The sequence below is a fragment of the Hyphococcus formosus genome, from assembly GCF_046736345.1.
Lineage (GTDB): Bacteria > Pseudomonadota > Alphaproteobacteria > Caulobacterales > Parvularculaceae > Hyphococcus > Hyphococcus formosus.
The window spans coordinates 3,200,491-3,215,117 of sequence record NZ_CP157210.1 but is presented as its reverse complement, the minus strand read 5'-3'; the positions used below and the strand labels follow the sequence as shown (position 1 = coordinate 3,215,117).

Here is a 14,627-nt window from a genome sequence, read left to right as displayed (position 1 = left end):
GCTTCGAAGTAAGAAAACCCTGTTCTCCATCTACAATGGACTACGCTATTTCCGTAAGCGCTTGAAGATAAGGTGTTTTAGACTAAAAAATGAAGACTACTAATCAGCATCTCAGATTGCATTTTAGCTTCACTATGACCAGTATTGGCGAAACAAAAGCAATATTAGGCTTCGTCGCGTGTCACCCGATATAAATCAAACTCCAGAGCAAATCGCTCGGGATCGGATCGATAAACGCCTGAGGGTAGCTGGGTGGATTGTCCAGGATAAGGACTCACTCGATTTTAACGCTGGTTTAGGTGTGGCGGTTCGCGAATACCAGACAGACATCGGGCCCGCCGACTACGTCCTTTTTGCTGACCGACAAGCGGTCGGTGTTGTCGAAGCAAAACCGGACAAGTGGGGGGCCAAGCTCACCACCGTAGAAGAGCAATCCGAAGGGTACGCCAACGCGAACTTAAAGTGGGTAAAAAACTCCGAGCCTCTTCCGTTCCTGTATGAAAGTACCGGGCAGGTCACGCGCTTCACAAACGCACGCGATCCCAATCCACGGTCTCGCGAAGTCTTTACTTTTCACAGGCCAGAAACACTGAAGTCCTGGACACAAGCCCCAAAGAGTTTACGAGCTGGCATCTCGGCGCTACCAAATCTCAATCCTGATGGCCTTCGCGATTGCCAGATCAAGGCTATTACAAACCTCGAAACATCGCTTAAGTCTGACAAACCTCGCGCCCTTGTCCAAATGGCGACGGGCTCTGGGAAAACCTTTACCGCGATAACGCAAGTTTATCGTTTGCTCAAACATGCCGGAGCCCGTCGCATCCTTTTTCTCGTTGATACTAAGAACCTCGGTGAGCAGGCCGAACAAGAGTTCATGGCCTTCATCCCCAATGACGACAATCGCAAGTTCACCGAACTCTACAACGTCCAGCGCCTCACTTCGCCATCCATCGCGAACGACAGTCAGGTCGTCATCTCGACGATCCAGCGCATGTACGCCACGCTGAAGGGCGAGGAATTGAATGAAGGCGCAGATGAGGAAAACCCGGCAGAGCAGAAATGGAAACGCAAGAAACCGCTGCCGGTCGTCTACAACGCCAAGCTCCCCCCGGAATATTTCGACATTGTCGTGATCGATGAATGCCATCGCTCGATCTACAATCTTTGGCGCCAGGTCATCGAGTATTTCGATTCTTATCTGATCGGTCTTACAGCCACACCGGACAATCGCACTTACGGTTTCTTTCAGAAGAACGTTGTAAGCGAATACACCCATGAAAACGCCGTTGCGGACAAGGTGAACGTCGGCAATGAAATCTACCTGATAGAAACCGAAATCACGAAAGGCGGAGAAACGCTCAAAGCCGAGCAACTTGTCGAAAAACGCGAACGCGACACAAGGGCCAAACGGTGGGAAACACAAGACCAAGATGAAGCCTATGCCGCCACTCAGCTTGACCGCTCTGTCGTTAACCCCGATCAGATACGAACTGTTATACGTGCCTTTCACGATAAGTGGCCCGAGATATTTCCGGGTCGCGACGAACTGCCAAAAACCCTCATTTTCGCGAAAACTGACAGCCATGCGGATGACATCATCCAGACCGTCCGGCAGGAGTTCGGCGAAAGCAACGACTTCTGCCGCAAGATCACCAACGGCGCTAAAAACCCGAAATCTTCGCTTTCGGCCTTTCGCAATGACTATTACCCGCGCATCGCGGTGACGGTGGACATGATCGCGACAGGCACCGATGTCAAACCGCTCGAATGCCTGATCTTCATGCGCGACGTGAAATCAAAGAATTATTTCGAACAGATGAAAGGGCGCGGCACTAGAGTGGTGAAAGCGGATGATCTCAAAAAAGTCTCCCCTTCTGCTGACGCAAAGACTCACTACGTGATCGTCGATGCCGTCGGCGTCACCAAATCGCTAAAAACCGCCAGCCAGCCGCTCGACACCAAGCCCTCGATTCCGTTTAAGGACCTCGCGATGGGGCTGATCATGGGTGACCGATCGGAGGACACCGTCAGCTCGCTTGCGGCCCGTCTTTCGCGGCTCGACAACAAGCTCGGAGCCGAGGATCAGGAAAAGATCGCGACCGAGGCCGGAACATCCCTAACCGCCATCGTGCGCGACCTCTTCGACGCCATCGATCCCGACAAGGTAGAGGCAGACGCCAAAGCCGCGGGCCACCCCGAACCTGATGACATGGCCATGCAAACCGCCCGCGAGGAACGGATCAAACAGGCCGCCAACATCTTCACCGGCCCGCTCATCAACCTGATGGACACAATCCGCCGCGACAACGAACAGACCATCGATCATGAAAACTTAGACACGCTGCTGCGCGCGGAATGGGCGGGCGATGTGGCCGAGAACGCGAAACAAATCGCGCAGGAGTTCGAGGATTACCTGACCGAGAACCGTGACGAGATCGAGGCACTTTCGATCTACTTCAATACGCCTGCCCGCCGGTCCGAAGTGACTTACGCCATGATCAAGGACGTGCTGAAGAAACTAACCGAGGACCGCCCGCGCCTGGCCCCGCTAACCGTCTGGCGCGCCTATGGGTATCTGGATGACTACAAGGGCAGCAACCCCGCCAGCGATCTGACGGCGCTGGTGGCGCTCATCCGACGGGTGACGGGCCTTGATGACACGCTGACCCGCAATTCAGACCGGGTGCGGCGCAATTTCCAGAACTGGATTTTGAAACGCCATTCCGGCGCGGGCGAGAAGTTCACCGAGGAACAGATGGACTGGCTACGCATGATCCGCGACCACCTCGCCACCTCATTCACCATCGAGCGCGATGATCTGGAAATGGCCCCCTTTGACGGCAAGGGCGGCATGGGGCAGATGTACGCGCTCTTTGGGGATGGAATGGACGAGGTCATGACCGAGATGAATGAGGCGCTCTCGGCATGACGGAACGTTTGTGGGAAGTCCCTTCGTCTTGGGAATGGACGGTCATCAAGGAACTCGGGGACGTCGTTTCCGGTGCTACACCCTCGACGAAGGTGCGCGACTACTGGGACGGAGACGTCATTTGGTTCGCGCCATCCGATCTCACTGGATATAAACAGAAATTCATAGCGCGCGGCGCAAAAACACTCACCGAAGAGGGCCTTGCGAACTCATCCGCAAGGATCATGCCCGCTGGCAGTGTGATGTTTTCATCCCGCGCACCGGTCGGATATGTCGCAATCACTTCCGTGCCGGCTGCAACAAATCAGGGGTTCAAGTCGGTGGTGCCTTACACCGGCATTTTCAACGAATACCTGTATCACTACCTCAAAGCCTCCAAACAGTTGGCCGAGCAACGCGCGACCGGCACGACTTTCAAGGAACTCTCTGGCGCGGCCTTTGGTGTGCTTCCGGCTCCACTCCCTCCGACCAACGAACAACGCCGCATCGTGGAGAAGATCGAGGCGATGTTCGACGAGATCGACAAGGGGGTCGAGAGCCTGCAAACGGCGCGCGCCGCCCTCGGCCTCTACCGCCAGTCCCTGCTGAAATCCGCCTTTGAAGGCCGCCTCACCGCCTATTGGCGCGCGCAAAATGCTGACAAACTGGAGGCCCCCGAAACCCTCCTCGCCCGCATCCAGACCGAACGAGACACCCGCTACAAAACCGCCCTAGACGACTGGCAAACCGCCCTCACCAAATGGCGCGCCGACGCCGAACAAGGCAAGAAACCGGCGAAACCGAAGCGGCCAAAGGACCTCAAATCGGAGCCCCATGATCGCTTCGCGATCCCATCCAGCTGGATCACCGCCCCTTTAGGCGCAGTTGCGTTCGAAGCCGTCCTAGGAAAAATGTTAGATCGGCAGAAGAACCGAGGTAAACCCAGGCCATACTTAGGTAACATCAATCTTCGATGGGGTGCCTTTGATGTCGACGCAGAAAAAACCATGCTTATCGAAGATCACGAAGTCCCGCGTTATGGAATAAGAGCGGGAGATTTGGTGATCTGCGAAGGTGGCGAACCTGGGCGCTGTGCGGTATGGCAAGGGGCTGACGAAAGTGTCTTTATTCAAAAGGCGCTGCATCGTGTTCGTTTCACGCAGTCTTTCAGCGCTTGGTTTGCCTATTATTTCTTGAGGTTTGCTACATTCGCGGGGCTTCTGGACAAGCACTACACTGGATCAACAATCAAACATCTGACGGGAAAAGCACTCGACGAAGTTCTGCTGCCAATTTGCTCCCCCGCCGAACAAACAGAAATCGTCCGCATCCTCGACGAAAAACTCGAAGCCGCCGACGCGCTAGACGCCGAGATCGATGCCGCCCTCACCCGCGCCGACGCCCTGCGCCAATCCATCCTGAAAAAAGCTTTCTCTGGCCAACTCGTCCCTCAGGACCCCAAGGACGAGCCAGCCTCCATCCTGCTTGAGCGGATTAAAGTCGAGAAAGCCGAAAGAGAACAAGCTGCCAAACGCAACCGTAAATCCACGTCATCGCGCAAACTAAAAGCAAGGAGGCCGACATTGACCGACCTGATCGCAGTTCTGAAAAAACAAAAAAGCTGGATCTCCGCCTCGAAGGCAGCACAGGCTTTGGGGATTGGCGATAACTCGACATCCGACGACGTCGAGGCGTTCTATCGCCAGCTGAAAGATTACGTCGAACGCGCTGCCATCGAAGTCGAAAGACGCGGTGACGAGGATTGGTTGCGCCTTACAAAAGCCAAGGTGAGCTAATGCGCATCGATTGGCTTTGGATACACGAGTATAAGAACCTCAGGGATCTGACGATTGATTTTTCTCAGGACCACCTGATCACCGTACTGATAGGCCGGAACGGCACCGGCAAATCCAATGTGCTCGAAGCCCTGACCGAAATTTTTCGTGACCTGCTCATGGGGACGGACAGAAACGGAAAGAAAAACGTACCTTCGATCAAGTATCGCATCGCCTACGAAATCCAGGACCGGTGGGTCTTCATCGACGCTGATCCAGAACGGAAAGAAGCATACCGGGCAAAGACCGTCAGTAAGGACGAGCATCAGGAGCCTTATCCGGTTGGCACCTCCTTTGATGATCTCCAAGGAACACCAATAAGCAGAACAAAAATTATCGGTGAAGACTCAGAGCACCTGCCTCGCTTCCTGTTCGGCTACTACTCGGGTGAGAGCGAGCGGATGAAGGAGGTCTTTCGTGCCTACTTGAAGAACTACGATGACAAACTGATCAAGAACAATGACCCCGGGCTGAAGCGCATGTTTTTCGCTGAACCCGTGCACAGCAATTTCGTGCTGCTTTCGTTCATCGTGAATAACAAGACACAAACGGACGAATTTCTGCAAAAACAACTCGGACTCGAAGAAGGCGGAATAGAGTCCGTTTTATTCGTGCTCAAACAACCGTACTGGCACAATAAGAAAGCGACGGGCGGCGATCATCGCTTTTGGAACTCAAAAGGAATCGTTCGAGATTTCCTTGCTAAGCTCTATGAAATTTCGCTCGCTCCGATCCGCATCAAACGCCGAGAGATGTACGATGTACGACGCTCCAGAACGCTGGAATATTTATATTTATATGCAAAGGACATAGATTCTTTGCAAGAATTAGCAAATGGAAAGACTTCGGCTGAGTTTTTCCGCGACCTGGAAAGCACCCATGTTTCCGATCTGATTGATGAAGTTCGGATCAGGGTGAAACTAAGAAAGAACGATGGCTCAGTGACCTTCCGTGAACTGAGCGAAGGCGAGCAACAACTTCTAACAGTACTCGGATTGCTTCAATTCACATCGGCTGAAGAGAGCCTATTCCTGCTAGATGAGCCGGACACACACCTTAATCCACGCTGGAGCGTTGAATACATTCAGCACATCCGGGATTTTCTCAAAGATGAGAATGAAAATAGCCAATCCAGCCATGTCCTTCTTGCAACGCATAACCCGATAGCTGTTGCTGAACTCGTGAAGGAGCAAATTCAGATATTAAAACGCGATGATGAGACCCTATACGTTACGTCGGAAAAACCGGAAATCGACCCTGTTGGAATGGGTTATGCTGGAGTCATCACAAGCGATCTCTTCGATCTTAATGCTGCCGTAGATACAACAACCCAAAAACTACTGGAGACTCAGCGAAGACTGTCAGCCAAAACCCCGTTAAGCCAAGCCGAAAACGAAGAACTAAATAAAGTAACCAGGCAACTGGAGGAATTTGGATTCCGCTATCAAATGAGAGACCCAGTGTATACGGAATACCTTCGGGCGCGTGCTGAACGGACTTCTATCTCCAATGCCAAGGCAGGCCAAGAAAGTGAAAGGTTAGATCCGGAAGAAGCGCGACGTTTGGTCGGGGAAGCACTCAATGAAATTGAAAAAGAGTCCCAGTCATGAGATTTATCGATACAGCTTTCTTGGTTCCTCCAGCAGATTTCGGCGAGATGGCTGCCCAGGCCGAGGCCGATGGTGAAGAAAATATTGGAAATCATTCGAATGTTTGGCAGTGCTGCAAAGAAAGCCTAAAGGGGGCGTCTTTCGACAAGTGTTATTACTGCGAAATGAAGGACATTCGGTCGGACGGCGCAGTAGACCACTACCGACCAAAGTCCAAGTACAAGTGGGCAGCTTTCCGTATTGATAATTTTCGCTTTGCGTGCACCTTGTGCAATAGTCGCCGCAAGGATCGTAACACTGGCGAAATTGGAGGAAAGGGTGCCGGGTTTCCACTTTTTGATGGATGCCAAATGGCCACTTGCGCCGACGAGATCTGCAATGAACGCCCTCTGCTTCTCGATCCCTGCAACGCGGCTGATCCAGATGCATTAGACTATCGCGCTGACGGTGTTGCAGTCCCTGCCAGCGACGACAACGCAAACCCACAGAAAGTTAGGGCGGAAACCTCGATAGCGGCGTATCACCTTAATCACTCAGATTTGCAGGAAGAAAGACGGAAAGCGGCTATTAAGATTCAGGAGAAGGTCAATGAGGTCGAAGCGAACTTGACGCGTTTTGTCGGAGGCGATCTTGCCGCGCAACCAGCTTACACATCCGCCGTGAGAGACCTAAAGCGGTTTCTGGACCAACGCGCCGAGCTTTCCGCATTCTCAAGGCGTGTTCTGCAATCCTACAAGAATAAACCGTTTGTTGAGACGATCTTGGCAGCAGCCTAGGAGATAAAATGAACACCGCCCCTATTGTATCCAAGGTCTGGAGTTTCTGCACCACGCTACGTGACGATGGTGTGGGTTACGGCGACTATTTGGAACAGCTCACCTATCTGATATTTCTCAAGATGGCTGACGAATATGCTAAGCCGCCTTACGAGCGTGATATTGGCATTCCCAAAGGTTTTGATTGGAACAGCCTGACCTCGCGCCGTGGGGCAGAGCTGGAAGCACACTACGTCATTCTGTTGCGCGAGCTAGGCGAACAAAAAGGTATGCTCGGTCAGATCTTCACCAAGGCGCAAAACAAGATCACCGACCCCGCCAAGCTGTTCCGCCTGATCGACATGGTGGATGGGACCAAGTGGGTAACACTCGGTGCAGACGTCAAAGGCGACATCTACGAAGGGCTGCTGGAACGGAACGCTGAGGATACTAAATCCGGTGCAGGACAATATTTTACCCCGCGCGCTTTGATCCAGGCGATGGTCGAATGTATTCGCCCCGAACCCGGTAAGACCATCGCCGACCCCGCGTGTGGGACCGGGGGATTCTTCCTCGCCGCGCATGATTTCCTGGCGGACCCAGACAACCACTCGCTCGACAAGGAACAAAAGGCATTCCTGAAACACTCGACTTTCTTCGGCAACGAGATTGTCGCTGGGACACGGCGGCTCTGCCTCATGAACATGTTCCTTCATGGGATCGGCGAAATGACTGGTGATACCTTGGTATCTCCCGCAGATGCCCTGATTTCACCTCCTTCCGATACCTTCGACTATGTTCTGGCAAACCCGCCTTTCGGCAAGAAAAGTTCGATGAGCTTTACCAATGCGGAAGGCGAGCAAGAAACAGACGACTTGACTTACAATAGGCAGGACTTTTGGGCGACGACATCGAACAAGCAACTGAATTTCGTACAGCATATTCGCACCATGCTAAAAACGACGGGCCGTGCAGCGGTTGTCGTTCCAGACAACGTTCTGTTTGAAGGCGGCGCCGGTGAGACCATCCGGCGCAAGTTACTACAAACGACTGACCTTCACACAATCCTCCGCCTACCGACGGGGATTTTCTATGCGCACGGTGTCAAAGCGAATGTGATATTTTTCGATAACCGTGCCGCGAGCCCCGATCCACAGACCTCAAAAGTCTGGTATTATGACTACCGAACAAACGTGCATCACACTTTGAAGCAAAAGCCCCTTACCTACAGTCACCTCGAAGACTTTGTTTCTTGCTTCAATCCCCGCAACCGACATGAGCGTATTCCGACATGGAGTGAGGAAACGCCAGATGGCCGATGGCGCGCATTTGAGCGTGAAGAGCTGCTTGAACGTGATAAGGCGAGCCTCGATCTCTTCTGGCTCCGGGACTCATCAATGACCGACCTAGAAAACCTTCCAGAGCCTGAAGTCTTAGCGGACGAGATATTGGAGAATCTTCGATCAGCCATTGCAAGCTTTGCCGCTGCTTCAGAAACTCAAAGCTAAATTTTTACGTGACCGCTTGAAGGAATTTCAATAATGGTATTTGGAGAGTTTGATGGAAAAAAATGGCGTATTTCATCAGTTGAATAGAATTCTGAAAATTTTCTGGGATAATACTGTACCGGGTCTCGAAGAGATTGAGGAAGCAGAATACGAGCAACTATTAATTCACCTCGAAAGTGATTCACAAAAGCTCCAGAAAAAAGCAAAAAGAGCCTTCGAAGCAGCTTATGACCTAAGAAAATTCGAAATTGAGATGTATTGGAAGCGCGCAAACTATTTTTGGACATTCATTGCCGCTGTTTTTACTGGATATGCATTCATGATTAGAGAAGGGTCAGGAGCCACATTTGAACCATTTGCGCTCGCTTGTGTTGGCATTGTCTTGTCATATGCGTGGTGGACAACGAATAGAGGTAGCAAGGCTTGGCAAAGACATTGGGAAAAACACCTTGATAAGCTTGAAGACCAATTCATGGGCCCCCTTTATAAAACTGTCGCGATGGACAGGACCTATTCGGTGAGTAAATCCAATGAAATTGTGAGTTTTTCGTTCGTCGTCTTTTGGGGCGGGGTCGCATTGCAATACTTGAATTCGAGAAGCCTGCTGCACCCATTTGATTGGTCAGGACCAAAATTTGAGTACATCTTTCCACTAATAGTGACGGCACTAGCTATTTGCGCATTAGAAAATGGATACGGGCGCGGTCGGTTTGGAAACCGTCATTTCAAAATGTACAAACGCGCCCCAAAGTATGTTACATCAAAAAAAGCAAACGGGGTACGGGTAGTTAAATCTTGAAAAGCCTCGGCAAATCTGCATTTCCATCAAGCAGGTTATATTGTTGGTACTTTTGTTGGTACCGATCTGGATCAATTTTACAAATTCTAACAAAATCAATCTTTTAAAGCATTAGTTCGACGCCTCTCCTGGCACCAAGGGCTACGTTTGCGACAAGTTTCGCAGTGCTCTCGCCACCAAAGACATTCGACCTTGCCTCTCGCCGCAATGCGCCGCTGCCCATTGGGCAACGGCGCGCATCAGCAGGGAGTGGCTGATGGGGCTAAAATGTGAAGCGCAATCCTGCTTCGATGATTGAAGCGCTGTTTTCAACATCAAAGTCCGCCGAGAACAAATCCGCCTCGACACTAACGTCGGTTGTTGCGCGGTAACGATAGCCAAGGCTTACATCAACCGATGGAGCAACCGCATAGGCAACCCCGGCCATTGCCTGATACGCAAAGGCAGTTGATTTATCCTGGATGATACCAACGGCAGACGGCGAATAATCCACATCAACAAAGCCGACGCCGACACCACCGCCGATATAGGGCGTCAAACGTCCGCCAAGTTCGACGTCAACCAAAGCATTGGCCATGACATAAATCGTCGAAACATCACCCTGACCGTCGCTGACAAGATCGCCAACACTGACGCCAATATTCGGCGACCCGGTAATCAGCACACCGGCATCTTCTGCGTCCAAGGCGATCCCGCCTGCAGAAACGCCTGCGTGGCTACCAACGCCATTTGATTGATAGGCAACTTCGAGCTCGCCGCGGAAGAAACCATAATCGCGGCCAAGCGCACCAGAAAGCGCGTAACCGGTATCGAAATCCGTGCTCCATCCAACAGCGGTTCCGTCTGGCAATACGGTACCTGCGGGGATGGTTGTCCCTTCACCCGTGGTGAAGTCGCCGTCGAAGCTACCCATGTTGTCTGAATCGCTGAGCATCGATACGCCGCCCGAGAGCGAGATGTAATATTCTTCAGCATTCGCACCATTGGCCGCGAGAAGACCAACGACAGCAGCAGTTGATAAAATACACTTATTCATGATTTACCCCTTTTAAGTGAACCGGCATTCCTCACCAGTCCGTTTTTCGTGCTTTTAAACATTTGTAGGCAGAATGAAGAGAATTCCGCCTTTCGCAGTTAAGGCATCAACACCGTGTCAATTACGTGGATGATTCCATTCGATGCATCGATATCTGCTTGAACAACAGTCGCGTTGTCGATCATCACGCCATCGGTTGCGTCAACTGAGACCGTCGTTCCTTGCACTGTCTCAACGTCGAGGGTCTTGCCCGCGATGTCGCCCGACGCGACGGCAGATGGCAGAACGTGATAGGTTAGAATATCAACCAACTTGGCTTTATTCTCTGGAAGCAGCAGGCTTTCTACAGTACCCTCAGGGAGTTTAGCGAAAGCCGCATCGGTCGGTGCAAAGACGGTAAAAGGTCCCTCGCTACGTAGAGTTTCTTCTAGTCCAGCCGCTTGGACCGCGGCGACAAGTGTTGTGAACGAACCTGCGGCAACAGCCGTATCGACGATATCATTCTGCTCGACCTCTTTGGTCATGGAATGGTGCTCGGCGACGGAGGCACAAGCCGGCAGAATAGCGATCGCAGATGCGAGGCAGGCAGCTTTGATAAATGGTGACATGGGGGAAGCCCTTTTCTTCATTAATGGAAACGATGAATTGTCTACGGGCCGGTCAGGAGGATAGATGCATATTTCACGGCAAATTATTTTCAAGAAATATGTGAACCAATCTCGCCGCTCATGCGTTAGTGGAAGATGAGAAATTTTCCGACGGTTCTGGTTACTGGGGCATCAAGCGGCATCGGCAAAGCTGTTGCATTGCGGTATTTGAAAGCTGGTTCTGTCGTAGGTATCTGTGGACGGAATAAAGACGCCCTTGAAGAAATCCGTAGGGATCACCCCAAGGCTTATCCGCTTATATTTGATACGACAGACCATGCCGCCACAGTGAGTGCCATAAATCAGTTTATTGGCGAAGCAGGCCCCCTCAATCTGGCGATCCTCAATGCCGGAAACCATAAGCCCACGGACGCACGTGATTTCAAGCTCAGTGCCTATAAGGCGATAATGGATATAAACTACTTTGGCACCCTCAATTGTCTCGATGCGGTTATCCCGGCGATGCAACAACAGGGCTCGGGCACTATCGCAATAGTTGGCTCTGTCGCTGGCTATGTTGGCTTGCCTCAAGCCGGATCCTATTGCGCGTCAAAGGCCGCAATCATGCGCTTGAGCGAGACCCTTCGCGCGGAACTGCGCCCTCAGAATATCGACGTCAAATTGATCTCACCGGGATTTGTAAAAACACCGCTCACGGATAAAAATGACTTTGAAATGCCCTTTCTGATGGAGCTTGATGCCGCGACCGACAGAATCATCAAAGGTATATCTGGGCACCAGTTTGAAACAGTATTCCCTCGTCGTCTTGCCTGGAGCCTTAAATTTTTAGCGACGATCCCGAAGTCATTTTATTTTAGACTCACCAAAAAAATGCTCCGAGACCGACCGGACGCGTCCTGATCACTTAGCCTGTAACAGGAGAATAGACCTTTATTGCCATGATGGTGATGCCAAACAGCTTCATGAAGCCCCAATTTTCGACATTACCCTGATCATCGATTTTGAATTGATCAACATATGCCACCCAAACCCCAGCAATTTTCAGATCATAGACAATTTCGAAAACGCCATTCTCAAGCGCGCCGGGCTTTTTCAGTTTGGCGTTGTCGGTTTGCAATAAGACGCCGCGCGCAGAATCGATGAGTTGCCATGAGCGATCCTGAACTTCTCCGTCTGCAAATTCGATTTTCTCGTCAAACAGGAGCTTGCTTGCCTGAACCCGACCATTTGAAATGATCGAGAATGCGCGGCGATAAAGCCCCCAAAATGATGAGGCTACGCCTTCCCAGTGTCGCTTGCCTGCAAGGCAGCGGATCGCATATCCGAAAGCTGGCGAGGTTTCAGCGTCTAAACTTATCTCTCGGTGGTCATCCATTGATCAACTCCGCTTCAGAAATCTTGCCCCGCCGCACAGCATTGGTTTTTTGTTCGCCTGTGATTTTACCGAATTGCTTCTCCCTACCCTTTGCGTCTTTGACACGCGCCCCCTTCAGAAAGAGCTTTAGCGCTTGCCAATGAATGCCCAGCATCACGCCTAGTGTCATAAACGGGAAGGCGAGCAGCGTTTTCACGCAACGTCCGGTCGTGATTTTCGCCTTCTGCCCTGTGAACGAAGCCGTTAATGCTTTTGTCCCAGTACCGTCGAAATATTTGATCAACAGTTTCATCGTCTCTGCAGGATCTGACAAAGAAAACTCGTAACACCCTTCAACATCAAAAAACGGCGATACATAGAATTCTTTTTCGCATTTATGGTTATGGCTCTGCCGCGAAGTCTCGACCGGCATTAGGTAGAAATGACGCCCACCAAAAGTGTTGTTCACTTCATATAACACATGATGTGTGTCATTACCTTCGTATACGAAATATATTGAGATCGGATTGAACACATAGCCGAAAATTCGTGGCATCGTGAAAAGATCAATCTTAGTCACCGAGCGATCAACGCCGTTCTTTCGTAAGGTTTTGCGCACCCAACGGGCCAGATTATCTGTTTTTCCATCTCCGTGATCTTTTGGGTTAACATTCATTACGCGGCGTTTATTCCAGCCAAATAATTTCGAATAGTCGTTACATTTTTCTGCTCGATCCAGGTCAATACAAACATAGGCGACACCATAATCGAACTGATGACCGGGGCCGGATAACCGCGCGTGATGGACGTTGCCTATGTAAAAGCTGGCATGGGTCATGCTGCCAAACTTGCCTTATCCGCACCGGAATAGGTCCGCGCCAGACGCTCTTTCGTGAAATCGAAATCCCACGGGCGTCGCCATTCTGTCATGCCCTCAGCGACGGCCAGCCCAGCCTGTAATCCATCCTCGTGGAAGCCATACCCCATCCACGCACCAGCAAACCACACGCGGTCATGCCCCTGGATATCCCAAAGGCGCTGTTGGGCTTTCGTTGCCACCGGATCGAACACCGGGTGGTCATATTCAAAACTTGCAATGACTTTACCTGGTTGCGGAGGGTGGAAAGGGTTTAGCGTAACAAAGCAGTTCGTTTCTGTTTTCAGATCTTGCAGCGCATTCATCCAATAGGTGACAGATATTTCTTGCTGATTGGAATAATCGGAAAGGTAGTTCCAATTTGCCCATGCTCGCTTTCGGCGCGGCATACAGTTTTCATCCGTATGAAGAATTGCGGTATTGGGTTGGGTTCGGAATGCAGAAAGAACATCACGCTCTCGCGGTGTCGCATCGGTTAGCAGCGCAAGCGTCTGCGGCGCGTGGCAGGCAAATACAACCTGATCGAAAAGCTGTACATTCCCGTCACCAAATGAAAGTTCAACACCGGTTGAAATACGCCGTACCCCCATGACTTTGGCGTTCAAAAATATCTTTTCGCCAAAATCTGCGGTTAATGGCGCGATGTAGGACGCGCTCCCACCACTCACTGACTTCCATTCAAATGGTGTTCCTAGCTCGACCAGGCCGTGATTGATAAAAAAACGGGCAAGGCTTTTTACTGGAAAGTCCAAAATGGTGCCGACAGGACACGACCAGATTGCCGCCGCCATCGGCAAGATATGATCGCGTACGAAGGTCGCTCCGTATCGTTTACGGCGTAAAAATTCGCCCAGCGTCAAATCATCAGACGCCCCAACAAGGCCCGGCGCGGACGCATAAAACCGCAGAATATCGGCGAGCATCGCAAAAAAGCGGGGGCGTGTGATGTTTCTCAGATCTGCGAAAAGCCCGGATATGCCGTTACTCGCATATTCTATCCCTCTGTCGCGCGCAGAAACCGAGAAATGCATCTCCGTCGAATTTGAACGCACGCCCAGGCGGTCGAAAAGCGCGGCTAAATTGGGATAATTTGGGTCATTATAGACGATGAAACCGGTGTCGACCGGCACAGGTCCTTCCGGCGCATCAAAAATGACCGTGTTGGTGTGCCCGCCAATATAATTGTTCCGTTCAAAAACAAAGACATCACAATCACGATTGAGCCCCCAAGCCGCTGAAAGCCCTGATATTCCGGAGCCAATAACCGCCACACGTGGGCGCGCGCCAGCGGACCGTGGGCTAGCTAAATTTGTGATTTTGCTCATATAATTTGTGAT

The 14,627-nt window shown here is 51.4% G+C and carries 12 protein-coding genes; 7 read left to right on the top strand and 5 right to left on the bottom strand.

Annotated features, from left to right (window positions below; translation table 11 throughout):
* Nucleotides 1-178 precede the first annotated feature (178 nt).
* Genes ABFZ83_RS14995 through ABFZ83_RS14970 form a run of 6 tightly spaced genes read left to right on the top strand, consistent with a single transcriptional unit; the run spans nucleotide 179 to nucleotide 9,415 of the window.
* Nucleotides 179-2,929, top strand: coding sequence for a DEAD/DEAH box helicase family protein (locus tag ABFZ83_RS14995; RefSeq protein ID WP_411817361.1), 2,751 nt, complete (start codon nucleotides 179-181; stop codon nucleotides 2,927-2,929).
* Nucleotides 2,926-4,704, top strand: a complete 1,779-nt coding sequence (locus ABFZ83_RS14990) for a restriction endonuclease subunit S (RefSeq protein ID WP_411817360.1) — start codon at nucleotides 2,926-2,928, stop codon at nucleotides 4,702-4,704. The genes ABFZ83_RS14995 and ABFZ83_RS14990 overlap by 4 nt, the downstream gene beginning before the upstream one ends.
* Nucleotides 4,704-6,353, top strand: a complete 1,650-nt coding sequence (locus ABFZ83_RS14985; protein WP_411817359.1) for an AAA family ATPase — start codon at nucleotides 4,704-4,706, stop codon at nucleotides 6,351-6,353. Before ABFZ83_RS14990 ends, ABFZ83_RS14985 begins: the two co-directional genes overlap by 1 nt.
* The gene (locus tag ABFZ83_RS14980; RefSeq protein ID WP_411817358.1) at nucleotides 6,350-7,129 is read left to right on the top strand and encodes a hypothetical protein; all 780 of its coding nucleotides are present in this window, start codon (nucleotides 6,350-6,352) and stop codon (nucleotides 7,127-7,129) included. Before ABFZ83_RS14985 ends, ABFZ83_RS14980 begins: the two co-directional genes overlap by 4 nt.
* Nucleotides 7,130-7,137: 8 nt before the next feature.
* Nucleotides 7,138-8,616 (top strand): N-6 DNA methylase, encoded by a 1,479-nt coding sequence (locus ABFZ83_RS14975; RefSeq protein WP_411817357.1) that lies wholly within the window; start codon nucleotides 7,138-7,140, stop codon nucleotides 8,614-8,616.
* A 52-nt stretch (nucleotides 8,617-8,668) separates the two neighbouring features.
* Complete coding sequence (locus ABFZ83_RS14970; RefSeq protein WP_411817356.1) at nucleotides 8,669-9,415, top strand: hypothetical protein; 747 nt, start codon at nucleotides 8,669-8,671, stop codon at nucleotides 9,413-9,415.
* A gap of 262 nt (nucleotides 9,416-9,677) precedes the next feature.
* Here ABFZ83_RS14970 and ABFZ83_RS14965 read toward each other — a convergent pair whose 3' ends face one another.
* Nucleotides 9,678-10,451 carry a P44/Msp2 family outer membrane protein gene (locus tag ABFZ83_RS14965; RefSeq protein WP_411817355.1) on the bottom strand — a complete coding sequence of 258 codons (774 nt, stop codon included), beginning with the start codon at nucleotides 10,449-10,451 and terminating at the stop codon, nucleotides 9,678-9,680.
* 98 nt (nucleotides 10,452-10,549) lie between these two features.
* A complete protein-coding gene (locus ABFZ83_RS14960) occupies nucleotides 10,550-10,975 on the bottom strand; it encodes a fasciclin domain-containing protein (RefSeq protein WP_411818847.1) in 426 nt (141 codons plus the stop codon).
* Between the two features lie 219 nt (nucleotides 10,976-11,194).
* Here ABFZ83_RS14960 and ABFZ83_RS14955 point away from each other — a divergent pair, with 219 nt between their 5' ends.
* Nucleotides 11,195-11,959 carry an SDR family NAD(P)-dependent oxidoreductase gene (locus ABFZ83_RS14955; protein WP_411817354.1) on the top strand — a complete coding sequence of 255 codons (765 nt, stop codon included), beginning with the start codon at nucleotides 11,195-11,197 and terminating at the stop codon, nucleotides 11,957-11,959.
* Nucleotides 11,960-11,963: 4 nt separating this feature from the next.
* On the opposite strand, the gene ABFZ83_RS14950 is transcribed toward ABFZ83_RS14955, so the two are convergent.
* From ABFZ83_RS14950 to ABFZ83_RS14940, 3 genes are read right to left on the bottom strand one after another with little or no spacing between them, the layout of a single operon-like run.
* On the bottom strand, nucleotides 11,964-12,434 hold the full coding sequence (locus ABFZ83_RS14950) for a DUF3833 family protein (RefSeq protein WP_411817353.1): 471 nt from the start codon (nucleotides 12,432-12,434) through the stop codon (nucleotides 11,964-11,966).
* Nucleotides 12,427-13,251: a DUF1365 domain-containing protein gene (locus ABFZ83_RS14945; RefSeq protein ID WP_411817352.1), complete on the bottom strand. Its 825-nt coding sequence runs from the start codon at nucleotides 13,249-13,251 to the stop codon at nucleotides 12,427-12,429. Before ABFZ83_RS14945 ends, ABFZ83_RS14950 begins: the two co-directional genes overlap by 8 nt.
* Entirely contained in the window at nucleotides 13,248-14,615 is a 1,368-nt protein-coding gene (locus ABFZ83_RS14940) for an NAD(P)/FAD-dependent oxidoreductase (protein ID WP_411817351.1), read from the bottom strand. Before ABFZ83_RS14940 ends, ABFZ83_RS14945 begins: the two co-directional genes overlap by 4 nt.
* Nucleotides 14,616-14,627 lie beyond the last annotated feature (12 nt).